At 66.4% G+C, this 26,439-nt stretch carries 24 protein-coding genes; 1 reads left to right on the forward strand and 23 read right to left on the reverse strand.

The annotated features are described in order from the left end of the window. Position 1 precedes the first annotated feature (1 nt). From WG923_RS16980 to WG923_RS17085, 22 genes are all read right to left on the reverse strand, one after another. On the reverse strand, positions 2 to 850 hold the full coding sequence (locus WG923_RS16980; protein ID WP_340352162.1) for a TrbG/VirB9 family P-type conjugative transfer protein: 849 nt from the start codon (positions 848 to 850) through the stop codon (positions 2 to 4). Beyond that, positions 847 to 1,608: a type IV secretion system protein gene (locus WG923_RS16985; RefSeq protein WP_340352163.1), complete on the reverse strand. Its 762-nt coding sequence runs from the start codon at positions 1,606 to 1,608 to the stop codon at positions 847 to 849. Before WG923_RS16985 ends, WG923_RS16980 begins: the two co-directional genes overlap by 4 nt. A 111-nt stretch (positions 1,609 to 1,719) precedes the next feature. After that, a complete protein-coding gene (locus tag WG923_RS16990; protein WP_340352164.1) occupies positions 1,720 to 2,154 on the reverse strand; it encodes a hypothetical protein in 435 nt (144 codons plus the stop codon). A gap of 23 nt (positions 2,155 to 2,177) precedes the next feature. After that, positions 2,178 to 2,783 (reverse strand): lytic transglycosylase domain-containing protein, encoded by a 606-nt coding sequence (locus WG923_RS16995; protein WP_340352165.1) that lies wholly within the window; start codon positions 2,781 to 2,783, stop codon positions 2,178 to 2,180. A gap of 275 nt (positions 2,784 to 3,058) precedes the next feature. Then, on the reverse strand, positions 3,059 to 4,399 hold the full coding sequence (locus WG923_RS17000) for a HipA domain-containing protein (protein ID WP_340352166.1): 1,341 nt from the start codon (positions 4,397 to 4,399) through the stop codon (positions 3,059 to 3,061). A gap of 404 nt (positions 4,400 to 4,803) precedes the next feature. Further along, a complete protein-coding gene (locus WG923_RS17005) occupies positions 4,804 to 6,771 on the reverse strand; it encodes an ATP-binding protein (protein ID WP_340352167.1) in 1,968 nt (655 codons plus the stop codon). A 92-nt stretch (positions 6,772 to 6,863) separates the two neighbouring features. Next, complete coding sequence (locus WG923_RS17010; protein ID WP_340352168.1) at positions 6,864 to 8,195, reverse strand: type IV secretion system protein; 1,332 nt, start codon at positions 8,193 to 8,195, stop codon at positions 6,864 to 6,866. Continuing rightward, entirely contained in the window at positions 8,192 to 8,956 is a 765-nt protein-coding gene (locus WG923_RS17015) for a hypothetical protein (protein ID WP_340352169.1), read from the reverse strand. The genes WG923_RS17010 and WG923_RS17015 overlap by 4 nt, the downstream gene beginning before the upstream one ends. Continuing rightward, positions 8,943 to 11,489, reverse strand: a complete 2,547-nt coding sequence (locus WG923_RS17020) for a VirB4 family type IV secretion system protein (RefSeq protein ID WP_340352170.1) — start codon at positions 11,487 to 11,489, stop codon at positions 8,943 to 8,945. The genes WG923_RS17015 and WG923_RS17020 overlap by 14 nt, the downstream gene beginning before the upstream one ends. 10 nt (positions 11,490 to 11,499) lie before the next feature. Further along, complete coding sequence (locus WG923_RS17025; protein WP_340352171.1) at positions 11,500 to 11,805, reverse strand: VirB3 family type IV secretion system protein; 306 nt, start codon at positions 11,803 to 11,805, stop codon at positions 11,500 to 11,502. A 6-nt stretch (positions 11,806 to 11,811) separates the two neighbouring features. After that, entirely contained in the window at positions 11,812 to 12,192 is a 381-nt protein-coding gene (locus WG923_RS17030; RefSeq protein ID WP_340352172.1) for a TrbC/VirB2 family protein, read from the reverse strand. A gap of 25 nt (positions 12,193 to 12,217) precedes the next feature. After that, on the reverse strand, positions 12,218 to 13,207 hold the full coding sequence (locus WG923_RS17035) for a CpaF family protein (RefSeq protein ID WP_340352173.1): 990 nt from the start codon (positions 13,205 to 13,207) through the stop codon (positions 12,218 to 12,220). 189 nt (positions 13,208 to 13,396) lie between these two features. Further along, positions 13,397 to 14,293: a hypothetical protein gene (locus WG923_RS17040; protein ID WP_340352174.1), complete on the reverse strand. Its 897-nt coding sequence runs from the start codon at positions 14,291 to 14,293 to the stop codon at positions 13,397 to 13,399. A gap of 26 nt (positions 14,294 to 14,319) precedes the next feature. Further along, positions 14,320 to 15,159 (reverse strand): hypothetical protein, encoded by an 840-nt coding sequence (locus tag WG923_RS17045; RefSeq protein ID WP_340352175.1) that lies wholly within the window; start codon positions 15,157 to 15,159, stop codon positions 14,320 to 14,322. 5 nt (positions 15,160 to 15,164) lie between these two features. Then, positions 15,165 to 16,487 (reverse strand): hypothetical protein, encoded by a 1,323-nt coding sequence (locus WG923_RS17050; RefSeq protein ID WP_340352176.1) that lies wholly within the window; start codon positions 16,485 to 16,487, stop codon positions 15,165 to 15,167. A gap of 8 nt (positions 16,488 to 16,495) precedes the next feature. Further along, the gene (locus WG923_RS17055) at positions 16,496 to 16,858 is read right to left on the reverse strand and encodes a hypothetical protein (protein WP_340352177.1); all 363 of its coding nucleotides are present in this window, start codon (positions 16,856 to 16,858) and stop codon (positions 16,496 to 16,498) included. A 320-nt stretch (positions 16,859 to 17,178) separates the two neighbouring features. Then, positions 17,179 to 17,817, reverse strand: a complete 639-nt coding sequence (locus WG923_RS17060) for a DUF4400 domain-containing protein (protein ID WP_340352178.1) — start codon at positions 17,815 to 17,817, stop codon at positions 17,179 to 17,181. An 11-nt stretch (positions 17,818 to 17,828) separates the two neighbouring features. Further along, on the reverse strand, positions 17,829 to 18,458 hold the full coding sequence (locus WG923_RS17065; protein ID WP_340352179.1) for a hypothetical protein: 630 nt from the start codon (positions 18,456 to 18,458) through the stop codon (positions 17,829 to 17,831). Beyond that, positions 18,455 to 20,407, reverse strand: a complete 1,953-nt coding sequence (traD, locus tag WG923_RS17070) for a conjugative transfer system coupling protein TraD (protein WP_340352180.1) — start codon at positions 20,405 to 20,407, stop codon at positions 18,455 to 18,457. The genes WG923_RS17065 and traD overlap by 4 nt, the downstream gene beginning before the upstream one ends. Continuing rightward, positions 20,407 to 22,296, reverse strand: a complete 1,890-nt coding sequence (locus WG923_RS17075; RefSeq protein WP_340352181.1) for a TraI domain-containing protein — start codon at positions 22,294 to 22,296, stop codon at positions 20,407 to 20,409. The genes traD and WG923_RS17075 overlap by 1 nt, the downstream gene beginning before the upstream one ends. Before the next feature lie 76 nt (positions 22,297 to 22,372). Continuing rightward, the gene (locus WG923_RS17080; RefSeq protein ID WP_340352182.1) at positions 22,373 to 23,065 is read right to left on the reverse strand and encodes a hypothetical protein; all 693 of its coding nucleotides are present in this window, start codon (positions 23,063 to 23,065) and stop codon (positions 22,373 to 22,375) included. A 12-nt stretch (positions 23,066 to 23,077) separates the two neighbouring features. Beyond that, positions 23,078 to 23,671 carry a hypothetical protein gene (locus WG923_RS17085; protein ID WP_340352183.1) on the reverse strand — a complete coding sequence of 198 codons (594 nt, stop codon included), beginning with the start codon at positions 23,669 to 23,671 and terminating at the stop codon, positions 23,078 to 23,080. A 551-nt stretch (positions 23,672 to 24,222) separates the two neighbouring features. Here WG923_RS17085 and mnmH point away from each other — a divergent pair. Next, complete coding sequence (gene mnmH / locus WG923_RS17090; RefSeq protein WP_340352184.1) at positions 24,223 to 25,332, forward strand: tRNA 2-selenouridine(34) synthase MnmH; 1,110 nt, start codon at positions 24,223 to 24,225, stop codon at positions 25,330 to 25,332. Here mnmH and WG923_RS17095 read toward each other — a convergent pair. Then, positions 25,322 to 26,425, reverse strand: a complete 1,104-nt coding sequence (locus WG923_RS17095; RefSeq protein ID WP_340352185.1) for a fatty acid desaturase — start codon at positions 26,423 to 26,425, stop codon at positions 25,322 to 25,324. The two genes, mnmH and WG923_RS17095, sit on opposite strands and share 11 nt — an antisense overlap. Between the last annotated feature and the right edge of the window lie 14 nt (positions 26,426 to 26,439).

Here is a 26,439-nt window from a genome sequence, read left to right on the forward strand (position 1 = left end):
GTCAGGGGGCCTCTCCCGCAGGGCTGAAGAAGCTGCGCCTGGGAACCGCCCTGGTGACCCGCACCTCTTCGCGCCCGAGCTTGAGGACGGCCGCGGGCAGCAGGCGCTGCGCCACCAGGTAGTCTCCCTTGACCTCGAAGTTCACCAGGCTGTAGTCCTTGTCGGCCATCACGGCGAACAGCGCCGGCAGCTCCTGCAGGTTGCCGGGCATCTTGAAATAGGTGAATCGCCCGTCGTCGAACACCACCCGCGGCCGGAACGCGGCATCGCCGCTGATCTCGTAGCCAAAGCGCAGCTGGTCCGGCGCGATGCCGGCCGCCAGCGCGCTGGCCGCCTTCCGGGGCGCCGGCGCTTCGGCTTGGGGCGCAGCAGCGGCAGCCGTGTCCTGCGCCTCGGGCATGCCTTCCATGGTCAGCACCAGCTCGCGGCTGTAGGCCCAGCTCACGCGCTGGTACCACTTCCTGCCGTCGCCGGTGGAGCGCAGCACGAACTGGTAGCTGCGCTTGTCGGTGATCACGGTGAGCGAACTCTCCTGGCCTTCGTAGCGGGGCTTGACGAACAGGTTCTTGCGGTTGCGCGTCGGTGTGAATTCCCAGTTGGCGGTGTCGCCGGCGGCGACCGACTGGATCGCCTCGTCGCCGGCGAACTGGATGTGCGTCACCGCCTTGGGCTTGGCCAGCACCAGGTAGGTGTTGTCCGGGTCGTAGGCGAACTCCACCAGGCGCGAGTCGCCGCGCAGCGGCGTGGCGAGCATTTCGGCCGCCGCGGGCGCCAGCGCAGCGCTGCTTGCCGCGCCAAGCAGCGCCAGCCCGCACAGGCGCGCCAGCGAGGGGCGGCTGCGCCCAGTCACTGCGCGCGCTCCTCGGTGTCGGAAAAGAAGGTGACGTACAGGCCCAGCGGGTTCGCCAGCAGCTCGGCTTCCTGCGTGGGCGGCAGCAGGCGGTAGTTCAGCGTCACCCGCATGCGCCTGGACCGCGCGGGTTCCGGGCCGCCGGCGCCCACGCGTTCGCTGGTGATGACGTAGATGAAGGCCGTGCCCTTGCGCGAGACATCCACCGCCGCGACCTTGGCCTCGCGCACCATGTCCGGTTCGCTGCGCATGCGCTCGTAGATCCGTTCGCGGGCGCGGAACTCCGCGAATTGCGCCACGGCCTTGTCGGCGCTGCGCGCGTTGGCCCAGCGCAGCGCCTCGCCGGAACGAAGCGGGTCGATCGCATAGACCGCCTCGGCCCAGCGCGCGAGCTCCGACTTCACCACCGCCGTACTGGGATCGATGCGGTCGATCTGCACCGGCTTGTTGACCACCCCGCTGGCCGGGTTCACCTCCACCACCCACGGCCGCACTTCCTTGAGCGGCAAGATCGTCGCCACCGAGGCGATGCTGGCGAGGGCGACGATGATGCAGCCGCAGGCCACCAGGAAGGATCGGTTGGCGCTCACCAGTGCGGATCCGTAGATCTCCGCGAACTTGCCTTCGGCCTGCTGGTACAGGGATGCCGGCGTGTTGGGTGCCGACTGCAGACAGGCCGCTGCCGCCTTGGGGCTGTCCGGCCTTGAACGTTTGCGCAGTGGATTCCACAGTCCCATGTCGATGCCTCTGGTGTTCATGCTAGGAGCGACTGGAGGTTTCACCGGCGGGGCAACGAGTGGCTTTGCTGCGGTTGGAGCGATTTCGCGCCGCCAGAGGCGGCCACCGGGGCACCGGGGCGCCGCGCGGACTCAGAAGACCAGGCGCAGCAGGACGCGTGCCAGGCCGGACACGGCGACCGCCAGGCCGACCACGCCGACGCAGACGGCGATCGGATGCTGGCTTGCGAGTGCGACGACCGCGTGGCGCACGGCAGTCGCCGGGTTCGCCTGCAGCAGTGCGCTGCGCGCTGCCTGCAGCACCGACGCTTCGCCCGCGCAGCCGATGTTCTCCAGGGCGTCCTCGAGCAGCAGCAGCCGGGTCCAGGCCGGTTCGCGCGCGATCTGCGCGAGCCAGTCTTGCACCGCCTCCTGGCCGGGCGAACCGGGGACAGCGCTGGGCCCATCGGCAGAGGACCGGGCCGATGCTGCGCAAGACGAGTCCGCGGTGAGCCGCTGCAGCAGCGAGCAAAGGCGCGCCTGGTCTTCGGCGGGCAGCGCCATCGCGCCGGCGAGGACTTCGGCCAAGCGTGATGCCGGGGGCGCCTGCATCACGGTCCTTCGTCAAAGGCGAGTGCCGGCGCTGCCCTTGCGTCTGGTGCTGGCCTGCCGCGTTGCAGGCCGGGCTCCCTGTAGATGCAGGCCTTCAGGGGCACGACGTTCATGCGCGCCCCGCTCACCACGCCCCAGGACCACAGGGCGTTCCAGAGCAGCGCCGCATAGCGTGCGTTCTGGCACGGGGACGCACTGTGGTAGCTGGCCACGCCGAACCAGGAATTTCCGTGCTTGCGCAGTTGCCGCGCGAGGTGCCAGGCGGCCACGTAGGTGGAGACGCAGCCGTCCATGAGGTTGGCCGGTGCGATGCCCCAGGCGGCAAGCTCGGAAAAGTGGATCGAGTTGATCTGCGCCATGCCGAGGTCGAGGGAGCCGTTGGCGTTGCGGTGGACGGCGCCTGGCTGGAAATCGCTTTCGACCTTGAGGATCGCGCGCAGCACCCACGGGTTCACGCCGTGGTAGTGCGCGGCGGGCGCCACGCACGGCGCAGGTTCGCTGAAATTCAGGGGGAGCCGCCCCGGCGCAAGCGCCTGCGCGGCGACCATTGCGCCAGGGGCGAGCCATGCAGTGATGGCGCAGGCCACGCGGAATTCGGTGAGCATGGGAGCAGGCAATCCTAGGCCGGGCTCTGCGCTGCGCGCGCCGTCCCAACGCGCCCCTGGACCCACGTTGACGCGCGCCGCGCCTGCAATGCGACCGGGGCGGGGAGCGGATCAGGAATCAGCGCGCCAAGTTGTGACGGACCTGCTGCCGCATGCGGCGCACCCCTGAACGCAGGCGCAGCCGCCGCCGCACCGGGCCTTCGCGCTCTCCACAGCGCAGGCCAGGAAGTTCAAGCCGCAGCAGCCGCACCACCCTTGGGCAGGAGGAGATCACCTCAGCCGCGCGGCCCTTGGCCCAACGCTGCCAGCGGCGCCTGTTCCTGGATGGTGTCGACCATCTGTCCGGCCACGGTTCGAAGCTTGCGGCTGACAGCCGGCAGGGCCGCGAGGGCTTGCCAGAACTCCCGTGCCATCGGCGCTGCTGGCGAGGCGAGCGCACCGCCGTCCGGGGCGAAGCGCGTGTACTCGGCGACGCCGCCCGACCTCGCATCGGGCCTCCAGCGCATCGGCAGCATGTCGTAAACCGGCGCCAGCCTGAAGCGGCCCTTGCGGACGTCCTGCAACTGCACGAAAAGCGCCAGGTTTCCGCTGTGCATGTCCGTATTGCCGATCAGCCGCCCAAAGTCCAGAAGCGTGCGCGCACGGTCCGCATCCTCCCGGGCGAGGCTGCCGCGGCTGGCGAGCGCTTCACAGCTTTCTGCCCAGTTGCGGTACACGCCATGCACGAAGGCGCGGTGCGCGTTGCCGATCGATACGACGTGCCGCCTGCCGGTGGCAGCGATGCGGTCGAAGCGCTCGGAGATCAGGTACGCACGCTGGGCCGTCTGGCGCATCTGCGCGCCCGCCGCGGCCAGGCCGTGCCTGGCCAAGGTCGATGATGCAAGTTGCTCCGCGTACAGGAGGTCGGACCAGCGACGGCCGCCGGGCGTGTCCAGGGGTGGCGAGAACTTCACGATCACCGGCCCACGGTCCTCGAGCTGCGCGAGGAATTTCGGCTGTTCGCCTCCTGCCGACGATCCCGCGGGCAGTGTGGTGGCCACCGTTTCCGCGGCGGCGTCCAGCTGCTCGTCGATGCGATCGGCGGCGAGCCTCAGACGCTGGCCGCCATCATCCTGGAAGCCCAGAGTGATGGCCCCGGGCGCGTCGTGCACCTGCAGTGCGGCGTAGAGGATGGTCTCCAGCGACCACCGCTCCGGCTCGCTCTCGACGCCCAGCGTCGCCAGGGCTCGCGCCGCGATGCGCCCCAGGAAACCCTCGGCCCGCAAGGTCGTGAGGTACCACGGCAACAACTCGCCGGCGTAGTCCCCCAGCTGGCGGGACTCCACGTAGACGGTCTCGTTGGCCAGGTAGGTCAGCGTGCCCACATTAGTTCGGCCCCCCTGCTCATCCGTCCACCACACGGTATGCTGTGCCGGCCTTCCGTGAATAGATTTTGGCGCACCATAACGGGTGGCCCTGGCCTTTCCGAGCTTGACGATCTGCGGCCCCATGTGGGCCAGCAGCCTGGACACGGTGGGCTGGCTTTTCCCAGTGGCAGCGCCGAGCTCAGCCGCGGTGGCGGTGCCGCGGTCCGAGAGTAAGCCCAGGATCAGGTGGTGGTCAGAAGAGAGGGCCACCAATGAATAATAAATGAATAGATATTAAGGTCAATGGCTGCGTCGGGGCAAAGCAGCTTCAGATTTTCAGAGCCTGTTCAGGTGCGCAAAGATCAGGGCTACTCGCAAACCGGGCGCGCGAAGTGGCTCTCTTGGCAGTCCTAGGACATTTCGCCGCACGCGAGCTTCTCGAATGGCGTCCGATATGGGACGAATGTCAGCTTCACAGTACTCATCGGGCCGCTTCGGTGCCTTCGACGCGCGACTCTGCGGCAACGGGACGCCTGGAATTGTTCTTGTGATGCTCGTCCCTCACCGCGAATCTCTTGCATCGCGCAGCGCGCGCTATCGGCATTGTTGGAGCTGCCGGTTGCAGCTGGGTCCGGAGCGTGCGGCCCAGAGCTTCGCGATGCTTTTCAACCTCGCTAATTGAATCCATTCACCAGGCTGGAAGCACGCTCGAAGTCTTCCAGACGCACCATGACGGGCGATTGCCGCCGCGCAATCGCACGATTCACGGCCGACTGCAGAATGGCTTCTGCGTTCGCGATGCTGGAGTGCCCGACGACCTCGGCGATGCGGTCCAGGCCAATGCCAGCGTCAAGGGCGATCTTCTTGCGCTCAAGCCATTGCTCCACGTAGCGGGAAAGGTCATGCGCCGAGGGCAACTCGAACACCACCTTCTCGGTGAACCTTCCGCCGCGCAAGAGAGCAGGATCGATCTGGTCCGGGTTGTTCGTCGCCGCGATCCAGACCACGTCGCGGACGCGATCGCCGACTCCGTCCATCAGCGTCAGCAGCTTGTTGGTAGCTTCCGTGGACCCGGAAAACTGCCGGTCGCGCAGCAGTTCGTCGGGCTCATCGATGAAGATGATGGTCGGACGCAGGTCCTGCGCTTTGGCATACAGCGCCTCCAGGCGTTTCGGATCGCGCGCCAGATCGGCGCCGGTGGACGGGAGATACGCCCAGCCAACCTCCTTCGCCAATGCTTTGCACGCAGCCGTCTTTCCCGTGCCGGGCGGGCCATAGAACAGCACGCCGGTTGGAAGGGTGCCCCCATGCCGTTCCGTGTGTTCGGGATCAAGCATGCGTGCGGCGATGAGATCCAGCATTTCCCGTGTGCTCTCGCTGAAAATCAACTCGTCCAGCCGCTTCACATTCTCGGGGACGTGACCGCGCTGGCCCTGCAGCTGGCGCAACGCACCCATGAAGTCCTCGAATGCAACGCCCTTGAGCCCCTTCGCCTTGACATAAGACGGGAGCTCCTCGGTGACCGCGAGGATGCGCTTCACGGAGAAACCATTCCAGCGCTCTGCGACCGACTGGACGACCCGGTCCTCGACCTGCACGTCGGGCAGGTTTTCGCGCAGCCCCCTCTTCAGCAGGCCAATGCGGGCGGGCAGGTCCGGGGGGGTGATTTCGACTTTGAAATCGAACCGCCCCTCCCGAACGCCGGCGCTATCCAGCGTGTTCATGTGATTCGTCGCCGCCACCAGGATGACGCGGGACTGGCGTATGTCCACCATGAGCGTCAACATGGCGTTCACCAGATCGCGGTCTTCCTTCACGCCGTCGGCGCGGCCATCGCGCGACTCCAGGAAGCTGTTCACTTCGTCGATGAACAGTACACAGGGCTGCAGGCGCCGCGCCTGCTCAAAGGCAGTGCGGACGCGTGCGCTCTTCTCGCCGACCCACTGGCTCGCAATGTCTGCATAGGTAAGTGTCACGAGCGGGAGGCCAAGTTCGCCCGCGAGAGCCTCTGCGAAGGCGGTCTTGCCGTTCCCGGGCAGGCCGTGCAACAGAATGCCGTTGCGCGGTCGGCTGTGCTCCTTTCTGGGAGCAGTGATCGCCTGCGCGGCTTCCTTCAGGCGAGTCTTTACAGCCTCGTTGCCATAGATGCTTGCAAACGTGGACCTCGGGCGCGAAGTTCGAGCGACGTCTGCGGCCTCAACGTTCTCCATTTCGCGCCCAATCCGAACTCGTTCCCGATCCCTCAATGCCCCCCATCTGGCGGTGTACGCGATCAATCCGCTCAGAATGATCATCAGAGCAAGCGGCAGGTAGCTTGCGCCCCTGACTGGACCGACAAAAACCCAACCAGCAAGCACGAGGGATGCTAAAGCGCACACCCATGGTGCGATCAGGGCAGAAGGCCTGAATCGCACCCTGTCGCGAGAAAGCACAAATCCAATAGCACCGTATAGGAATAGGAGCAGCAGCGAAAGCGCCAAGCACCCCAACGCAATCGTCTCGCCTGAAAGCGGATAACGATAAGCGTAGACCACCGGTTCGCCGCTAGCGCCCTTGTAGGCGAGTGTCAGGACCCATCCCGCTCCACTGAAGAGCACCAGCCACACCATCGATTCGATCAGCTTAGTTTCAAGCCACAGCATCCGGGCCCTCTTCACGCTTGCTGCCTCAAAGATACGCGATTTCGTGGCCGTCTCAAGTGCCTGGTCTCCGTAGAGCCGTCACACAGACGTCGTTAGGGAATTCTTGATCCTATGCGCACCCTCGGGAGTCGCGGCCGGCCCTTCAATGCCTTGGAAAGATCATCTCTCACGTTGCCTACTAGGGTTCCGCCACCCCTCAGCGTGCCTGTCGCAAATCCGCTGGCGAAGTCTGTTCCGGCCTGCATCCCCACTCTATTAGCCAACCCCCCCGAGATTCCGCGAAGGCCACCAAATCCCACACTCCCAGCATTCCCCGAAAGCAGCCCCGCCGCAATGGAAGGTGCCTGACTCAGAAGCAGGGTCGCAAGTAGTGCAAACACCAGCATCAAGCCCAGGAGAAGAACGTCCGTCGAGAAGGTTTCACTCGCCGTCGCATTCCTGGCCTCATTGGCGTACCGGCTCGCGAGTTCGTTCATCACGGTAAGCAGGCCCGCCACCACGTTCAACAGGAAGGCGATCACGATCTTTAGCATGCAGGCGCCCAAGAGGAACTTCAGCCAACCGTCAAAGAGCCACGCCAGCGGCCGGAACATGAGGAACGGGACCATCACCGGGGCCAGGGCGAGCACCAGTTCCACCGAGACGAAGCCCATGATGATGTGCGCCGCCATCACCACCCCGGCCAGCACCAGAAGGAACGCCGTCACGATCTTGGCTGCGACGGACATCACAAGAGCCCCCAGGGACGCCCCCAGGAAGCTCAGAACCCCCAGAACACTCGAGCCGGTATCGGCCGCACTGGTCACCCGCGGCTGGTCGACGACCGCAGAGATCGCACGGAAGATCGGGTCGGCTCCTGCCTGCAGGGCTGCATTGAGCGTCGCCATGTTGGCCCCTCCGATGGCGGCTCCGATCGTGTCCATCGTGCCCACGATCAGTTCGGCGGCCCCCCGATCCAGAAACAGGGTCACGATCCCGAATGCCACGAAGATGGGCACCCACTCGCCGATCAGTTCGCCGAAGCCCCGGCCTGTGGCCATCGTCTTGACGCTGCTCCACACGAGCAGGGCGACCAGGAAGAAGGCGGTGAGGAGCGTTCCGAAGCCGCGCAGCTTGGCATTGTTCTTCAGCTCGTCCAGCTTTGTCGAAACTGCCGCGGAGATGTCGCTCAGGATCTGCTCCCGCTGGAACGAGTACGTGCTGCGGGTGCTCGTGGTCGCCAGCGGCGTCGGCGGCTGCCCCGCCCCCTGCCCCACTGCAACCGTGCATGCTGCGGCAAACACAACGAGGACCGCGCGGGCGATGTTGCGGCGCGTCCGCATGCGCTCGCGCAGGTGCAAGGCCAGGACGGTGGCTCTTTCCGCCAGCAGCCCGAGCAGCTGCGCGAAGACTTGCGTCGCGCCGGAGCTCCCGGGAGAAATCACTGGAAGCCCCCGAAGCTGCGCTGGCGGCGTTCGATGGCTTCCTGGCGTTGCCGCAGAAGGTCCTGCTGCGTGAGGGACCTGGTCATCGACTCGGCCTCGCCTGCGTCGGCCTCGCTTCGCTGCGCCAGGGTGGCGCTCAGCACCTCCAGCAGCTTCGCGTTCTGCGTGATCAGCCGGTTCATCTGCGCATTCATGAGCTGAAGCGCCTGGTGTTGTCCGACCGTTGCAGGGATCTGGCCTTGCAGGTCCCGTGCGAAGCTGTAATCCGACTGCACCTGCTGCAGGACCGACTCTTCGTACCGGAGGCGCTCGACGGCGCGCTGATTCTTGTTGGCTGCGTCCGCTGCCACAGAGGCGACATAGCTGCCCCAGCCCTTGCCGCTCAGGCGGGCCTCCGCGATGCGATGGTCCATGATCGACTGCTGCTGTCCGAGGCTGCCTGTGAGCTGCTGCAGTGCTCCCCTGTAGCGCATCAAGTCATTCAGGGCCCGCAGGGAGTCGGTTCCCATGCCTTCCGGAAGCTGGGGAAGCCGCTGCAGGTTGGCAAGCTGGGTCTGGAACTGCTGGATCTGGGTCGTGTACTGGTTCACGGCCGTGCTGGCCGTCGTCGCGCCGTCCAGCGCCACCTTGACCAGTTGCAGGTTGTTCATGATCTGGGTGGGCTCGGTGGCCCCCACGATGGCGCCGCCGGCGCGGGCAGCTGTCGCTGCGGCCAGGCAGAGGCCGGCCAGGCCCAGCGCGGCCAGGTCATGTCTTGACATCGAGCACCTCCCGCAGGAAACGCAGTTCCCAGTCCGGCCCGCCCGCTGCTTCGTACTCGCGCAGCCGGGCGCGTTTTCCCTCCTGGACGGTTGCCTCATTGATGGCGACCAGCGCGGGCGGCATCCTGGTGTTCACGAGGCGCGTGAGCGTCGGACGCACCAGCAGGTAGTCGCGCTTGGGGATGGCCTGGGCAAGCAGCGCGATCTGGGCATCCGTGGTGCCGAACACCTGCCTGTACAAGTCGGCCTGGCCGTGCACACTGGACTTCACCGAAGGCAGGAAGATCTGGGTCGGGATGTTGGCCACGAAACTGCCGATGTTCGGCAGGCGCGCAATTTCGTCCAGGGCCTGCGTGGCGAACACCACGAACGCCCTCTTCTTGCGCAGCGTACGCAGCCAATCCTGCATCTTCTCGGCGAACGCCGCGTTCGAAAGCATGTACCAGGCCTCCTCCAGGTAGATGAGGGTCGGGGAGGAGCCGTCGAGGCTGCGTTCGATGCAGTAGAAGGCGTAGTCCATGAAGGGGCTCGCCACCTTGCGGTCGTCCAGGAGCCCGCCGCACTCCATCGCGACGAGGGTGCTCAGGTCGAAATCGTCCTCGTGGTGGTCGAAGTAGCTCGCGTGGGATCCCACCGTTCCGTAGCCGCCCTCCCCTTCGCTTTGGTCCACATACGGTGTGAGCTTGTTCGCCAGGTGCTGGTCCTGGCCGGCGATCAGGGCGTAGAGCGCCGACAACTTCCAGTTCGCCTCGTGGCTGCGCCGCAGCTGCTGGATGGCGGTATTCAGCGCGGTGCTCTCCGAACCGGACACCTGGTGGCCGTCCGCCCCGATCAGGACCTCCAGCCACTGCCGCAAGCGCCCCTCGTCCCCGTTCCTGAGCATGACGCGCACGGGATTGAGCCGCGGCCGCGCAAGGCCCCTTCTGCTCATGTCGATGTGCCTGCCGCCAAGCAGCACGGTGGCCATCATCAGCGAGTAGTCCTTGTCGAACACGTAGGCCCGCGACGGGTTGTACTTTCGGAACTGGGCGATCAGCAGCGTCATCAGCGAGGTCTTGCCCGAGCCCGAGCCGCCGATGATCGCGGTGTGTCCCAGGTCGTCCTCGTGGGGGTTGAAATCGAAGGCCACGCCGTAGGGGGTGAGGAAGCGGCACAGGGGAGGAACCTCATATCCCAGCACGCGCGAGAACAGCGGATGGGTCGGCTCGCCGCGCGAGATGGTGCGGATCGGTGCCAGGTCGGCCAGATTCGCCGTCGACGCCAGCCGCCAGCGCAGGGTGGCGTGTGCATTGCCGGGAAACGTGCCCAGCAGCGCGGACATCAGTCCGTGGCGCTCGCGCACGATCGTGAATCCGTTGGCCCTGAGCGAACTCCCGAGCAGGTCCACGGCGGCTTGCGCCTGCCGCGGCGAGTCACCCAGCGCCAGCAGTGTCATGTTGTAGTAGCCGTACGCGACGTCCCCTGCGGTGAGCTCCACCAGCGCGTCCTGCGCGTCCTGGGCCAGGTGCAGGTTGCCGGTGTTCACCTTGTCGCTCTGCACGTCGAAGAGGCGCTCGGCCACCCGCGTGGTGACCGATTTCACCTCCGCGCGGTAGAACATTTCGGCGTCCTGGATCGCCTTCTCCGCCGGCAGCCGGTCCAGGAAGCGAAAGGCCTGCACCAGCACGTACTCGCAGTCGAGGCCCATGAGCTGGTCCACGTACTGCGCGTGCGCCTCCGACGGCGTGCCGGTGGTCGACAGCGCCGCCGCGTACAGCGTCTTGGCCGGTCCCTTGAAGCGCAGGAGATCGTGCTGCCGCTCCAGCGTGTCAGAGGCCAGCGTCGTGTTCAGGTAGGCCAGGTGCGCCGGGGGACTCACCGGTCCGGCAGGAGATGCCAGGTTCGCCCGCGCATACAGCTCGCCGAGGAACTCGCCGTCCAGGAGGCGCCGAAAACCGAGGCTGCGCTCGACGATCCCGCTGAAGGCGCCGATCACCTTCTCGAACTCGTGGGCCATCTGCGCGAGCTGTCCGCGCACGCGGGCGATAGCGCCTTTCTCCGACAGCCGGCGCTTCATCAGGCCACTGAGTGACTTCTGCACCCGCCCGTCGTTCTCGGCGAGCTCGGCGCGCACCGCTTCGAAGAAAGCCTCGGACCTGTTCGGGAAGTTGTAGGCGATGAACAGGCGCTGCGTGAGTCGCGCGTTCCTGCGCTCGCTGCAGGCCCGCTCCCACTGCGCATCGATGAGGCGGGCGACCGGATTGCTGAACTCGTTCTTCAGGTAACCCGCCGTGAAGCGCCGCTCCTGCACCGTCCAGAGCGTGCAGCGGTCGTTCAGCGTACGAAAGGCCATCTGCAGCAGGTCGATGCCCTGGTCGGCGGCGAAATCCTCCTTGCCCTCGACATCTTCACCCTCGTAGGCGAAGCCTGCCAGCAAGGAGCCGTCCTGGCACAGGACCAGGCCGGGGGCGGTCACGCCGAACCAGGGAAGCAGTTCGGCGTAGCTCCTGGCGGCCCGGCGCGGCTTGGTGAACAGGTCCTGGAAGGAGAGCATCGGAACGGGCTCACCGTGGAAGTCCGCGGCCCCAGCCCTTGGGACGGTTCTGGAAATCCGTCGGGCGTGGGGTCGCGTCGTACACGTGGTCCTCGTTGAGGTAGCGCAGCAGGATGGCAACGTACTGGTCGTCCACTTTGGAAAGCCAGCGGCCCATCAGGACGCCGAGGACGGCCAGTGGCGCCAGCCAGTAGGCCCGCGCCACCAGCGCGAAGACGGACAGGAACACCAGTCCGCCGAACATCCCCTGCTCCACTCCCAGGATCAACTTCGGCCGGTGCAGCGAGGCATGGAAAGGGCTGCTGCGCGAAGCCACGGCGGTCTACTGCAGGCAGGCACTGAAGCCGGGGACGTTCTGGACGAAGCTGGAACTTGCAAGGACGGCGCCGCTGCTGACCACCAGGCCGAACAGGACGCAGACGGTGATGATCCGCGCCCAGTCCATCTTGGTGATCATGCCGATGACCAGGGTCGCCACGCAGACCAGGATGAAGATCAGGATGGCCAGCGGCCCTTTCAGCCACTGGACCACCGAGCAGCCGAACTCCTGCACGAAGGGGACCTGGATCTGCTGCGCGTAGGCCGGGCCGGGCATCAGCGCGAAGGCCGTGACGAGTGCGAAGACGGCGAGCAGCGCGGCAGCCGCCGGTGTGCGCAGCGGGCCTGTGGCGGTGCTGCGAAAGGAAGGACGGGAGCTGCGCATGGGAACTCTCCTCTCGGAAACCGGGTTAGAAGCTCTCGATCTCGTATGCGCCCTTGGCACGATCGTATGAATGAACGCGTCCGACTTGAGAGACGCGACGCTTGGCTCCGTCACGCTGGATATAGAACATCCAGCGCACGGTTTCGGCGATGCGCATGCGCAGCGGCTCGAAGGGCACGCCCATGTCGGCCATCAGAAGCAGGTTCTCCAGTCGTCCCAGGGCAGCGTTCGCGCTGTTCGCATGGAGGGTGGCCGCCGATCCCGGATGGCCGGTATTGGCAGCATCGAGCCAGTCGTAGGCCTCGGCGCCGCGGAGCTCACCGACGATGATCCGCTTGGGTGCGTAGCGCATCGCGCTGCGCACGGCCCGGCGCGCGTTGATGCCTTGTTCCTCGTCGCACTCCAGCAGCACGTGGTTGTCGGCCTGCACCTGCAGCTCGTGGACGCTCTCGATGATGAACAGGCGCTCGCGCGGGTCCATGCGAGCCAGCGCGGTGTTCATCAGCGTGGTCTTGCCCGACCCCGTCCCCCCCACGATCAGGAAGCTCTCGTGGGCCGTGATGGCGCTGTCAAGCAGCTGGGCGTGCTCTTGCGACATCACGCCCTCGGCAACGTATTGCTCCAGGCTCTGGAGCCGGGAGCAGTGCCGGCGGATGCACATCGACGGTCCGTTCACGGCGACCGGCGGCAGGATCGCCTCGACCCGGAAACCCGGCAGGCGGCCGGACAGGATCAGGTGCCCGGACTTGTCGCCCACTTCCTTGGACACCATGGTTGCAACGAGCGTGATCGCCGCAGAAATCTCGCCGGCCCCCAGCCTCACAGGCGCGCGGAAGTCCTTGCCCGCACGTGAGATGAATACCTCGTTCGGGGCGTTGACCATGATCTCGTTGACCTGCTCGTCTTCCAGGAAGGGTCGCAGGACATGCAGCGTGTCCTTGATCTGACCGAGGATCTGCTGCCTGAATCCGATTCGCTGGGGCGGTGCGCCGCAAGGCGCCACAACTGCTTGCATGCAGTCGATTCTGGAGTGGCAGTTGCGCAGGCCGTGCGGGCCCTTCGATGGCCAGATCCCCCGTTGTCGCGTCAAGCGGCTTCAGCGCCCGACTCGAGGCGCCCGATGGGAGCCTGGCACCGACAGGGGGAGCGCCACCACCCCTGCCCTGACCGGCGCGGGCAGCCGCATGGGAACCGCTCGATCATTTCAGCTGTCGCCCAAACGCACGGCACTCAGGTCGTAGCCACAAGTGCGAAGCGCAGGACGCCCAAGGCTCAACAGCCGATCCAGGTCGCGCTCGGCGCGCTCGGCCGCCTTTCGCTCGATCAGGCTCCAGGCCCTGTCCTGCATGTACAGCCTGGCCTCGCTGCGCTGATCGTCCTCGCTGGCGTCGGGGTGCGCCAGGCGCACCAGCGCGAGCACCTTGCTTTGCATCTCGTCCAAGTCCATGCGCTTGAGGATGGCGAGGTTCTTCTCATGGAGATAGGTACGCAGCTCTTCGCGCGACCGTCTCAGGTGCCCCTCGGCGACCAGCCACACAGCCTGTTGCCGGTCCACCCCCGGCAGACCCTTTTCGGCGAGGCAGCTTGCCAGGCGGCCCAGCTCGGAAGGCACGTTGCGCGAGTCGTCGAGGTTCTTGTGCTCCAGCGAGATGCCGGTATTCAGGGTGGGCGCCGGCCGGTGCTGGTCCAGGCAATACACGGGCACCCACGCAGTCTCGGCCTCGTCCGCTTTGCGCAGTTGCACGGTGACCGCATAAGCGGTGGCCAGACGCTGGTATCCGTCGTACCCGCTGGTCAGAGTGGTTCCGGCCGGAATCGTGAGCGTGAGCTCGCCGCGGCGCCAGCCGCCGGTGCGCCGGACATCGATCAGGACCAGCGCCTGTCCGGGGTCGATCTGTCGTTCGCTGGTGGAGGCACCCGAACGGACCTGGACCGCGCTGTAGTGACGACGCTCGCCGGCTTTGCTTTCGGTGGCGTTCTGCTGCAGCGTCACCTTGACCTGGACGCGGCCCGCCGCGAGCGCGTCGGGAAGTGTTTCGTCGAAGCCGCCAAAAACGGTGTGGCCGGTCCATAAGGAAATCACGATGACGAGCAAGGTCACGACTGTGGAACCGATGCTCTTGGGCATCATGACGACCGAACACGCAATACGTATGCCATGCCGCGTGGCTGGTCAAGGACGTAGAGCGACCCATCCCTGGTGCGCAGCATGCCCCCGCTGCCATTGACCAGGCTACGCATCGCGCCGCCGCGCCATACGAGCACGCTATTGCGTGTCGCGACGAACGCCATCGCATCGTCCGCCAGCACCGCGATCGACAGCACCGGCGATTCGTCGAGGGTCAAGGCTGATGGCGCTTCGTTCCCGTCCATGCGCAGCAGCGCCACGCTCGTGGCGACATAGACCGCAGCGCGACTCTCCGCAACGGCGACGATGGGCTTGGCCGTCTCGAGGAGCACCTCGAACCGGCCGTCGGAGTGCACGCGGTACAGCCGGCTCGACTCGGTGTCGCGGCCGTACAGCAGCGCGGTCCCGGGCGTCACGCCCGGGGCGAGCCGTGCCTCGGCGAAAGGCATGGGAATCGCCTGGACGGGGCGATGCTCCGCATCGAGCCGGCCAAGGAAGCCGCCGGCGATCGTGAGGACCGTGCCGTCGGCGTCGACCGTGAAGCTGCTCAGGGACGGACCTTCAACGCGATGCTCCTCGGCGCCGTTCGTGCCGAACTCATAGATGGCCGCTCCGGTGGACAGTACGAACGCGCCGTTATCCGTCACGGCGAAATCGGGCAGCGTGAGACCCAGCGCGGCGAACTCGTGCGCCTCCAGGCGGCGATCCACCTGTATGCCTTCCCGCACCGAAAATGCGGTGGATGCCCGCAGCTCCTGCGCGAGCCAGGCGGTCTTGCCAAGCCCGTAGACGGCAACGATCGCCAGCGCGAGCAGCGCCAGGCGGACGGCGCGCTTCATGCGGCCTAGTTGCATAGATTCTTTCCGCGCTGACCATCCCACGTGGCGCCGGAGCAGTTCGAAAACGTCTTGCCGTCGCCGATGGTCCTGAGTTGCTCTCGCATGCGCGCCCGCCATGCCGCGTCGTTCGCGGCAGTTTTCGCGTCCTCGACGGCTTTGCGGGACTCCTGCGCGGCTTGCGCGCGGTCGGCGTCGCCGGAGTCGGATCGGCTGCCGGCGCTCAAGTGGACGATGAAGTCGTCCGTGGCGACCGCCTGCACCAGCGGGTCGACCGTGCGCACCGGCGTGGCGATCGCGCGTGCGGCAACCGCCACGGGAACAGGCGCGACGGGAACAGCGGCTACCGGGACCGGCACGGCGGCGCGCGCGGCGAACACGCGCAGGCTCGGCGGATTCCTCAGCAGGATCTGCTGCTCCTCGCCCTGCCAGCCGCGATCCAGAAAGTCGTCGAGCAACGCCGACAGCACGCGCTTGGGCATCTCGCCCAGCGCGCCTTCGGAAACCTTGTTCGCATACTCCCGCGCCCAGTTGGCGCGCATGTCGAAGCGATTCCAGCCAGCCGGCTTGAGCAGGGATTTGAGCGGCCCCTTGTTGCGCAGCAGCCGATGCAGCGCGTCGCCCGGCTCGCTCGCCAGTTCTTCCAGACCCGCCCGTTGCAGCGCCTTTCCCAGCGCCCAGGAACCTGCCGTATTGATCGCCATCTTGGTCAGCACGAACTTGCCATGATTGGCGACGGCGCCCCACAACGCCTCGGTGCCATCCAGGCTGCGGGCTTCGAGCTGGCGCTGACGTCCCAACGCGCGATGATGGATGGCGAGCGCCTCGGGATCCGTCCTCAGGTCGACGCCCTGCGCGCGCAGCCCGCGAAGACGCCCGGCGTCGGCCCCGGCCAGAAGCAATTGCTCGGTGAAGAACGCGTCCTCCCGCGGAACGGCAATCTCACCAGCCTCGATGGCCTTCTCCGTCACGAAGATCAGCGTTCCGGCGACCACGCCGAACCCCCGCGTGCCCTTGACGATCCGGCTGATGCCTCGGCCTTCGAGGTTCTTCAGCGCGCCCGTGCCCAGCTCCCAGACCGCGTGCTCGGTCAGGACGTAGCGGGGACCGGCGAGATACGCGGGACTGGCGAAGCCCGGCAAGTCGGTGGCTTGCGGCACCGGAGGCGGCTCGCCGGGATCGTTCGCGGCGCCGTAGGGCTGCGACCAGGGAGAGTGCGGCGCAAGGACTTCATTGCGCGGGTCGGCGGCGAATGTGACGCTCGAAGGGACGCCGGCCAACAGCAGCAGGGCCAGCCCAGACAGCATCGCGACCCAACGCGCCTGCGCCATTCCAGATCCTAGGGCTGCTTGAGCAGCACGGGGTGGCGATCCATCCACCGCAACAGGTTCCGGTCCAGCCACGCCGCGTCGTTTCGCAGCCAGCGCTCGGGGAGCGTGGGCTCCCGGGTCGTTTCGGAAGGGCCTCCGGTGATAGTGATCGACGGCGCGCGCGCGATGCCGGCGAGCCCCCCAACCAAATTCGGCCCGCTCGAGGACGATGGGCCACTGCCTGGATCCGTGTGGACCGTGATGGGCTTCTCAACGCGTCCTGTTTCGACTTGCGCGGAACGACCGGTCACCTGGGCATGCGCGGTCGCAACGAGGAGCAGAGCGGCGAAGCCGCTCACCAGACCATGCGCAGTGCCTGCGTTGCGGCTCATGTTTTGCAGTATAGGAGGGGATCCGACAAATGCACGCCCTATCGGGATCGATTGAACCTGCTCTGGTCTCGCCTGCGCCTGCAGCCCTTGTGACCGCTTCGCGGCCAGTGTGGTATCCGTCGTCCAGGAACGCCCCCGGGCGTGCAGCGCGCCGTTCAGCGGGCTGAGGATCTGCCGCTTTCATCCGATTCGCTGCAAGGTTGCGCCGCAGGGCGCTGCCACTGCCTGCATTCAGTTGACTCTGAAGGCGCACTGGCGCGCTTGCAAGTCCGTCCGGCTGCTTTGGAAAGCAAACCCCTCGTCATCGCGTCGCGCCGGCTTCAGCGCCCGAACAGCGGCTGGCTGTTGGAGACCAGGATGGACAGGGGAAGCGCCACCACCGCCGCCCACACTGGCGCAAGCAGCGGCGACAGGCTGAACGGCAGCGTGAGGTAGAGCACCGGCGAGGCCAGAATCGGGATCACCAGCATGCCGGCCAGGGTGAAGGTCGCCGGCCGGATGGCGCCGAATTCCGCCTGCTTGATGCTTCGTTGCATCAGGCCATCGAACACGGTGGCCGCGAACAAGGGCGCCAGCGCCGCCAGCCAGAACAGCACGATGGCCAGCCGCATGGCGGCGACGTAGGCCTGCATGATCAGGCCCTGCAGGTAGGAGTTGTACATCCTCGAGAGAATCTCCCCGCCCGGCCCCGCCGCCCGGGCGCTCAGGCGCCGCTCCTGCTCGGAATGCTGCGCCCGCGCCAGATTCGTGGTGAGCGCGGCGACCGGCGTCTGCGTGAACAGGCCGTCCGCGAACGACAGCACCGCGGCCCCCACCGTCTCACCCATCACCCCCCGGGTTTCGCGGATCTCCGTGGCCAGGTAACCTTCCATGCTCGATCCGCTTCGCAGCAAGGGCCCGGCGAAGAAGCCCAGGCTGGCCAGCAGCAGCCAGAATCCCAGATGCTGCGAATTCTTCATGCGGCGCTGCCTCAGCCCTGCCCGGCGTGCTTGGCCAGATACCCGGCGTCCACCGGGTCAGTGAGGCAGGCGGTCATGTGCGTGCGCAGGCCGGTCAGCACCACTTCCGAGGGCGGGGTCTCCGCCCGTTGCACCAGCACGCGCTCGATCCCGTGCTGGCGCGCCCAGTACAGCAAGGGCTGCGAGAAGTACTCCCAGCGGCGGAGCTGTCCGTCGCGGTCCTCACCGCGCAAGACCACCTGCGCGATCTCGCTGACCACGGCCAGCAGGCCATAGAGGTACACGCCGACCAGACGTCCTTCGAAGGCCTGGCCCTGCTCGATCGCCTGCTGCGCGCGCGTGACGGCGCGTTCCACCGCGACCTGCAGCAGCGGTGCTCCGCTGGCCGCCGGCCATTTGGGGGTGATGAAGCTCGCCAGCTTTTCGGTCGATTGGCGCAGGTTGGGCTGGTTGCGCCAGAGGGACATGGCCATGCTCTCGTGGGGCGTTCCCAGGATGACCTGGTCCAGCCATTCGCCGCATTGGCGCTCGTCGGGCAGTTCGGCCACCAGCCACACGGCGCAGCCGGCTTCGAGGGGTCGTTGCGGCGGTGCCTGGACGGCGCGTCTGGACGGGAAGGACAGGACGGTGTTGCGGGTCATGCTGGTGGTCTGCTGTCGGTGACGAGGACCGGTATCCGCCCTTTGACCAGCTCGCCCCGATTGAAGAAGCCGATGTAGTGCAGATCGGGCAGGCTGGGAAGCAGCGAGCGGGGGAAGATCTCCTTGTCCCTCTCGGAAACCGATGTACTGGAGTTTGCCGAGAATTCCAGGCCCATGTCTTCGGTCTTCGAGCCGATACCCGTCGATTGGCCCCTCACGGTGACGGTGGTTTCGCCCAGCTTGTCGACCACCAGGGCCATGGTGTCGGGGTCCTGCGTGGCACCGACGATCAGGTTGTTCATGTTGCCGATGAAGCGCTTGGCCCGCGCCGTGTTGCCGCCGAACTTGTCCACCAGGTCGCTGAAGGTCTGGCCGAATGCCCAGATGAAGAAGCCGGCGCCGCGGCCCTTGTTCGCTTGCTGGATCACCGGATCGCAGACGGCATCGCCCCACTCGTCGATGACCACGTGAACGCGCCTGGGCTCCTGGCCCTGGTCCGAGGCGCCGCCATGGTTGTAGACCTCCGCCGCCACCGCGGAGGCGTCGGCCAGCGCCATGGTGGAAATCGCGCGGCCCACGGACTGGTCGGCGAGCGTGTCGGTGCCGATGTACAGGATGTGGTTGCCCTCGACGATGCGCTTCATGTCCATGATCGGACGGGGGTCGTCGATGTCTTCGTAGTCCGGCGACAGCAGCCCGCGCAGATCGTCGGTGGTGAGCTTGGTGAGCATCGGCGTGATCGACACGATCATCTTGCCGAACCACTCGCGGTTGGCCTCCAGGATGGCGATCAGGCCGCGCAGTTCTTCCGGCTTGACCGGAAGGCTCCGGCGCCGCGCCTGCTCCTCGTGTTCGGGAACAGCCTCCTGGAACACCTTGATCATGGCCGTGAGCTCCACCGAACTGGTCTCGATGGCGCCTTTCTGCGGCCGGTTGACGGTGGCGGCGAGCGCGTTGACTTGGCGCTCCAGCGTCTCGGCCAATTGCGGGCACTCGCGGGTGAAGAACTGCTGCAGCGCCTGCGCGGTCAGGTGCTCCACCGTCATGCGCGACTCCATGGCGGTCTTGAGGGTGTGGATGGAGACGCGCTGGCCGATGTACTTCATGGCGTTCGTGATCCGGTGAACGGCCATCCAGCAGAACTCCTTGAAGTTGTCGCTCTCCTGGCTGTCCAGCACCATCGTGATGCGGGAGGCCACCTGCGACACCCGGTCCCAGTTCTTGATCAGGTCCAGCCGGACCGAGGCCGACGCGAAGGCCGGGTGCAGCATCTGGAAGCGCCCCGGCTGCCCGGACAGCACCGCCGCCTGGCGGCAGGTCTCGCGCAGGTCCTTGTCGCCCTTGGGATCGATGACGATCACGCAGTCGCCGCGCAAGGCCAGCTGGAAGATGATCAGCGCCGCCAGCCGGGTCTTGATCGCGCCGGTGGTGGCGATGATGGCGCAGTGGCCCTTGAGGGAATCGAAGGGCAGCGTGACGTCCTTCTCGCCCATGTCCAGGCCGTGGATCCAGGGCAGCCCCTTGGCCTGGCGCGGGTCGGCCTGCACCCCGGCCCACGTCAACCACCAGCGCGGCGGATAGACCTCGTCCAGGTCGCGCTTCATGATTTCGTAGGCCCGCTGGGTGTGACGCGGCTCCCACCGGTAGCCCCAGCCGAGCCAGAGGTTCGGGCCCATCTTGGCCATCGCGGCGTGCATGCGCGCGGCAGGCATGAGCACCGATGGCTTGCCGGTGAGCGACATCTTGTAGCGCAGCAGCTTGGTGGCGTTGAGGGCGCGCCACAGCGCCATCGCGCCGGCCAGCAGCGCACAGGACAACAGCGCCGGCTTGTCGGCCTGGAACACCACGCTGACGGCCAGCATCCAGCAGCAGGCCCCGGCCCAGGCGAGCCCCGCGCGGGCTTCGTACGCCGGCCGCAGCAGCTGCTCGAAGCGTCTTCTCTCTGGCATCAGAGTCCCAGCCTCCTGCAGGCCAGGTTCGAGAGGACCACCGCCTGCACGGGTGGCCGGCCCTCGGGAATGGACACCTTCTGGATCCGCAGGCCCGGGGTGTTCGGCGGCGCGTACACGAGGCCTGCCCGCGCCATGCAATCGACCCAGGTCGGCACGTTCAGGACCTGCGTGGTCAGGAAGCCGAAGTCGATCGCCGCGCCGGTGTCGATGCGGCGCATCACCGTGCTGTGCTCGCCGCGCTCGCGCCAGGTCTTGACGATCTTGCCGAGCAGCTCGGCCTGCAGGGCGGACCCGAGCTGCTTGCGGATGTCCTCCGGCACCAGGTCCGAGTAACGCACTTCGGGCGCTTCCCGCAAGCTGCCGACTGGTGAGCGGGGCCCCTCCAGCGCAGCGCCGGCGCCTGTCGCATCCCTCCTTGCCCCCGGCCCGGCGGGCGCCGGGTGCTCCATCCGCGCGCTGTCTCTCTCAGTTCCTGCCGCCGCGGCCTGGCCCGGTTCGTGCGCCTCGCTACCCCGCCCGCCCCGGTGCCCAGCGGCCCCTCCTGAAGCTGCCCCATGGCTTTCGCGCTCCGTTTGGGCAGGCGCGGGAGCCGGGCTGGCGCTGGCCGCTGGCTGTTTCGCGGCGGCCGCCTGGGCCGCAGCTGCTTCCGCCTTCGAGAGCGGGTCGCGCGCGATCACCCCTGCCAGCGTCCTGGGCGCGTGCCCCGCGAAAGCCTCGGGAACGAAATCCTCCAGGACAGCCAGTGGATTGGCGATCTTCAGCGCGTGGCGGATCTCTCCTTCGTCGCTCACGATCTGCAGCAGCCCCAGCTCGCCGCCGCCGTCCTCCACCAGATCGGCGTCCCGCAACAGTGCTGCCAGCGTAGGCGCATCGTGCGGCCAGCCGGCGTAGCCCCTGGATTGGCCGAACGCGATCAGATCGCCTGCGGCATGCGGCCACTCCAGGTACAGGCCGTCACGATCGGCCTTCAAGGCGGACGCATTGAGCTGCCAGACCCCGGTGTCCACCAGGGCACGCAGCGCGCCGGCCAGGTAAGGGCCCTGATGGGTGCCGCTGGTGAGCCGCCCGAAGGCCTGCGGCCGGCGGGCGGCTTCCCTTCGGGCGATTCGCTCCCAGCAGGAGCTCACCACCTGGTAGGCGATGCGGGAGGACCCCGCCTCTCCCGTCACCAGCTGGTAGAGCGCCGCCACCAGCTGCGCGGCTCCATCGTCCAGCATCTGCAGGTTGTCGGAGCCGACCACGGCCGGCACGATGACCAGGGCCGCGTTGGAAGGACCGATGCAACCCTGAGCGTCGGCCGCTCCCCAGGAGACGAACAGGCGCTCGACGCCCTGCTCCTGCGCCCAGGGCGTGACACCGCTGAAGTGGCGCTTCCACACCTGCCCGCGCGGGCCGGCGACCGCGATGCGTTCCAGGGTCCTGCCCAGGGGATGGAACATCGCGGCAAGGAAGCACAGATAGCGCCAGCGACTCTCAAGGGCGATGCGCCGCTCCACCGTCTCGGCGCCGGTGAAGATCCGGCCATCCGAGGCCTGGAAGGCGAAGAAGGCAGCCTCGAGACAGGCACGGAAAAGCCCCATCTCGCCCGAGAACAGGCTGTTCGCCGAGGCTGGCAGCACGTTGATCTGCTCGGCCAGCCGCAGCAAGGGATCGAGAAAGCGGGCCTGGAAGTGGCCGGGTTGCATGGCGGCATGCAGCCGCAGGCGCTCGATCAGGTCGGCGTTGGCCTGCAGGATGTCTTGCGGAGTGCGGACCGCAAGGCCGGTGTCGGAGGGCGGGTAGCGCAGCGTATCGGCGCTGACCGAAGCGGGCCTGGCGGCACGCCGCCCCGCGCCTGTCACCGCAGCTTGGCGCGGGTCGAGGCCGCTTGCGCAGTCGGAAACCATGCTCGGATTCTCACTGCGGACTGACCGCGCACCTGCGGGCCTAACATGCGTTCAAGCCCTTGTTGGCTCGCCGGGCTCAGGCGCAGTGGCGCGCCGCCAGATGCTGGTGTCGGCAGCTGCGGTGCTGTTGCAGCCGGCGCTCCACCTCCGAGCGCGCCATCCCCATGTCCAGTTTCATGCGGTTGCAGAACGGGCAGGAGGGCGTGACGGTCTGCAAGGTGGAGTACGGCTGGCAGCCCTTGCAGTCGCGGCAGACGTGCAGGGCGATCACCTTGGCCTTGATGCCCTGGATCAGCACGACGTAGTCCTCGAATCCAAGCCGCGGAGCCCGGTGGTGCTGATCCTTGAGCGGGTAAAGGTCCGAGCAGTAGCGGCCATAGACCTCCAGGCGCTTGTCCAGGGCCTGTCCGAGGTCCGCCTCCACCTCGCTGAACTCGCCCGGCCCCCTGGGGCCGAAATGCAGCGCCACCAGGTAGGCCGCATCGAGCCGGTCGTCGTCGGGCTTGAGGAACGCCTTGCTCTCATAGCTCGGGGGGTTGCCCCGGGGCAGGTTCGGGGCGATGCCGCAGGCCTGCAGCCGTTGACGGGTGTACGACTTGATCCGCGCCGGCGTCGCGTCGGTTCCGGTCAGGTCGATGATCAGGCTGGTGCGCTGCGTCAGCTTGACCAGCTTCTCCAGCCGGTCGTCCCAGCTCGAATCCTCGAAACACGCGGTGCGCGCCCGATTCAATGCGAGCGCCCGTCCGATCTGCAAATTTCCGCCCTGCATTGCTTTGTCTCCTTACATCGCTGCCGCGAAGACCGGCGTCCTTCTGGAAACCGCGCTGAACAGCGTCCTTTGTTCGCGACTGAGGCTGCGCGTGACGCAGGCAACGAAATAGTCCCAGTGCACGACCTGTGCGAGCACCATCGAGGGGTCGCGTGCCAGTGCATACAGCTCGTGGGGGCAGTACCGCGACAGCCAGAGCGCCTCCGCCTTGGTGAGGCTGTAGACGATCCGCGCCTGTTCGAGATCGGTGCGCACGGCATCGAGCCGGGCCGAGAGCGCAACGAAGGACTCCTCGAACGATTCCACCTCGATGGCATCGACCTGCTGCGCGTTCGGGCCTGTCAGCTTGAACTCCGTGCAACGCAGCCTCAGCCCGAACAGCGGCGTGGCGCACTCCGCCATCTGCGTCACTTCATCCACGCTGCACACCGCCAGCAGGTCCAGCACATCGCGCTGGCCGGGGAAGAGGCGCTCGGTCAGGCGCATGTTGTCCAGCGCGCCGGAGTGCGCCAGCCGCCAGCGGCGCATGAGCGCGTTCAGGTTCTCCAGTCGCACCGAGCGGTTCCACACCTGCAGGTGGCGCAGTGCATCAGCGGGTAGGTTCACTAGTTCCATGCACATCCCCCTGGCTGAAGTCGTGATAACAGTCTCCGGAGACCTCTTCATTCTCTAACCCGCGGTCGCAGCGGCACAACGGACAACGGGGCTCTCACCCAGTGAAAGAACCGTCTAGCGGTCTGCTGCGATACAAGTGATCGCTTCAGGCTCTGGGACAGGCCAATCAGCTCGGCCCGGAGGCGTTCGCGCGGCTCGAACGCCAACGACGTGTCCAAGCCAAGACGAGCGACGTTTCTGGAATTGATCTGCGGTATGGGGTCCTTGCAGCACCGCCCACCGATTGGGCGTCGAAGCACAGGAAGACCTAGCAACCGCCAACGGCGAGAGTGGCGGGACTGACCGCAGAAGCGACGCGGCGCGACAGCGGCCGTAGCTGTCCTGAGTACGGCGAGACGCTTGGCACGCCGGTCTCTGGGGTTTAGAGTCTCTAGATCAGGCACGCTGCCTCCACGGGAAGAGATGGCGATTTGTATGACATGTTCCGAAGTACTCGACGCCGCCTGAGTCCACTTTAGAAAACAGATGCGGATGTTTCGGTGATGGAAAGCGACGAAATTTCATCGATCCGTCATCGGGTGGCGGAGGCCGCAGTGCCGCTCGTGCACCCCGGTCAGATAGGTGTGCAGGATTTCGACTCGTACGCGCTCATCATTGATGCCCGCTCGCCGCACGAGTACGCCGAAGACCACATACCCGGTGCTGTCAACCTACCCGTCGTCGATGATGGGGAATACGCCGAAGTCGGGACCAGGCACAAGACCGATAAGCACGCCGCGTACCTGATTGGCGTCGAGTACTCCCTGAGGAACATCGCGGACCAGATCAAGCCGCTGATCTCGCGCTACGGGCCCAAAGACCGTTTCCTTGTCTACTGCTTCCGCGGTGGCAAACGCAGCCGGCTGTGGGGAGACAACCTGCGCATCATTGGCTTTGAGGTCGACGTATTGGCGGGAGGCTGGAAGCGATACCGCGAATGGGTTCGAACGGCGCTGTCCGAATTGTCGAAAACCTTCGAGTACCGGGTACTCTGCGGCCCGACCGGATGCGGAAAGACTCGTATGCTGCACGAGCTACGGCGGCAAGGGCACCAGGTCTTGGATCTGGAAGAACTTGCCCGTCATCGTGGGTCGCTGCTAGGGCAGATTCCAGGGCAGTCACAGCCCACGCAGAAGTTCTTCGATACTCTGCTGCTCGACACCTTGCGCCGGTTCGACACGGCAAGGCCGGTTTGGCTGGAAGCCGAGAGCAAGAAGGTCGGCGAAGTCCACCTGCCCGAAGCATTGTATGAGGCAATGCACCGATCACCGGTGATCAACCTGGCTGCACCCATGTCCGCGCGCGTCAAGCTGTGGCGGGAGGACTATCCTCACTTCGCTGTGGACCCGGTGGCGATGGTGCAGAAGCTCGAGCCCCTGAAGCCCCTGGTGGGCAAGGAAACCCTGGCCCAGTGGATGGAGCTTGCGAGGACGCGGAAGGTGGATGACCTCTTTGAGAGTGTGATGCGCCTCCATTACGACCCTTGCTACGCACGGTCCACGCGCCGTAACTACGGCGTGGCGGTCGACGGACTCACCATCGAGCTCGCATCGCTGGACCAACCCGCCCTTGCTGGGGCGGTTGGTCAAATCGTCTCCGAATTCAACCAGTAGCGCCGGGCGCTGGACGGTCGGCATACAGGCTGAAGCAAGACAGGGCCCGCCCAGGGGAGCGCGGATCGTTCGGATTGCGCTGCCAGTGCTCAAGCGCCGGGAGCATCAGCTTCCGCCACTGGGCAGGGAAAAGACACAAGACCATCAGCACCACATATCCCGCCGGAAGGCGCGGTGAATCCGGCGTCAGCGCCACGCGGTAATACGGCAGGTGGCCAGACTGGTGATGGGCATGATGGAGACTGATTCCCAGCGTCATCCAGGACTGCAGCCGGCAGTCATCTTCCCAGCCGTAGTCCCGCGCTGCGATTTCCCCCAGCCTATCGTCGCCCAGACCCCAGTGCTGGATATACGTGAAAAGCTGCATGCCGAACGTGACGGCCACGAGCACTCCGACGTAGATTGCCATCCCACTCCAGCCTCCCGCGTAGGCAAACAGGGCGCAGGTGATCAGCGAAACGGCTGTGGCGAGACGTAGGCCGATCACGTGACGGCCGGGTGCCGGATCACTCCAGAATGCCGAGCCGGGCGAATACGCGCTTCGCAAGATGGCAACGGCGCGGCGCGCAGCAAAGTGCCATACCGATTCGCCGACGCGAGGCCACTCGGCGCTGACCGTATCACCGGGGCGTGCATGGTGCCGCAAGTGCTCGTGCCCAAGCACCGGGTATCCCGCGACTCCCGCAATGTAGTGGCCCACCATCGTCTGCCCGGTGGCCTTACGGTGGATCAGCGCGTGCGCGACACAGGTCGCGAAGAGCATCGTCACCCAAAGACTCAAACCGAGCCCGAGTGAATGCGCCAAATCAAGCGCCTCGGACGAGGCCACATATCGGAGGACTACGCAGACCGCGGCGGAAAGAACGCCGGCGTACACCAGAGGCAATGCCTCCAGTACTGTTGCGATCCGTTCGCTCCAGAGCGGAGTGCTCCCCGGATCCAGCTTGCCAAAGAGTGGCCTCGCCAGAGGAAGAACAAACATGACCATTCCGAACGCAAGGCTTGGCGCGTCGAACAGGATGCCAAGCAGGAGCAGGCCGGGAACGAGGAACATCGTCGCAAACCCCGATGCGAATGACAGTTGGTTCAGCATCTCACCCTCCTTGC

Origin of the sequence: Ramlibacter sp. AN1133, from assembly GCF_037890035.1 — a bacterium.
Classification (GTDB): domain Bacteria; phylum Pseudomonadota; class Gammaproteobacteria; order Burkholderiales; family Burkholderiaceae_C; genus Ramlibacter.

What these genes read in the sequence shown, in the direction of transcription:
- WG923_RS16985 (WP_340352163.1), bottom strand. Translation starts at nt 1,608, where the DNA reads ATGAACACCAGAGGCATCGACATGGGACTGTGGAATCCACTGCGCAAA.
- WG923_RS16995 (WP_340352165.1), bottom strand. Translation starts at nt 2,783, where the DNA reads ATGCTCACCGAATTCCGCGTGGCCTGCGCCATCACTGCATGGCTCGCC.
- WG923_RS17005 (WP_340352167.1), bottom strand. Translation starts at nt 6,771, where the DNA reads ATGCTGTGGCTTGAAACTAAGCTGATCGAATCGATGGTGTGGCTGGTG.
- WG923_RS17015 (WP_340352169.1), bottom strand. Translation starts at nt 8,956, where the DNA reads ATGTCAAGACATGACCTGGCCGCGCTGGGCCTGGCCGGCCTCTGCCTG.
- WG923_RS17020 (WP_340352170.1), bottom strand. Translation starts at nt 11,489, where the DNA reads ATGCTCTCCTTCCAGGACCTGTTCACCAAGCCGCGCCGGGCCGCCAGG.
- WG923_RS17030 (WP_340352172.1), bottom strand. Translation starts at nt 12,192, where the DNA reads ATGCGCAGCTCCCGTCCTTCCTTTCGCAGCACCGCCACAGGCCCGCTG.
- WG923_RS17035 (WP_340352173.1), bottom strand. Translation starts at nt 13,207, where the DNA reads ATGCAAGCAGTTGTGGCGCCTTGCGGCGCACCGCCCCAGCGAATCGGA.
- WG923_RS17045 (WP_340352175.1), bottom strand. Translation starts at nt 15,159, where the DNA reads ATGAAGCGCGCCGTCCGCCTGGCGCTGCTCGCGCTGGCGATCGTTGCC.
- WG923_RS17050 (WP_340352176.1), bottom strand. Translation starts at nt 16,487, where the DNA reads ATGGCGCAGGCGCGTTGGGTCGCGATGCTGTCTGGGCTGGCCCTGCTG.
- WG923_RS17055 (WP_340352177.1), bottom strand. Translation starts at nt 16,858, where the DNA reads ATGAGCCGCAACGCAGGCACTGCGCATGGTCTGGTGAGCGGCTTCGCC.
- WG923_RS17060 (WP_340352178.1), bottom strand. Translation starts at nt 17,817, where the DNA reads ATGAAGAATTCGCAGCATCTGGGATTCTGGCTGCTGCTGGCCAGCCTG.
- WG923_RS17065 (WP_340352179.1), bottom strand. Translation starts at nt 18,458, where the DNA reads ATGACCCGCAACACCGTCCTGTCCTTCCCGTCCAGACGCGCCGTCCAG.
- traD (WP_340352180.1), bottom strand. Translation starts at nt 20,407, where the DNA reads ATGCCAGAGAGAAGACGCTTCGAGCAGCTGCTGCGGCCGGCGTACGAA.
- WG923_RS17075 (WP_340352181.1), bottom strand. Translation starts at nt 22,296, where the DNA reads ATGGTTTCCGACTGCGCAAGCGGCCTCGACCCGCGCCAAGCTGCGGTG.
- WG923_RS17080 (WP_340352182.1), bottom strand. Translation starts at nt 23,065, where the DNA reads ATGCAGGGCGGAAATTTGCAGATCGGACGGGCGCTCGCATTGAATCGG.
- mnmH (WP_340352184.1), top strand. Translation starts at nt 24,223, where the DNA reads ATGGAAAGCGACGAAATTTCATCGATCCGTCATCGGGTGGCGGAGGCC.
- WG923_RS17095 (WP_340352185.1), bottom strand. Translation starts at nt 26,425, where the DNA reads ATGCTGAACCAACTGTCATTCGCATCGGGGTTTGCGACGATGTTCCTC.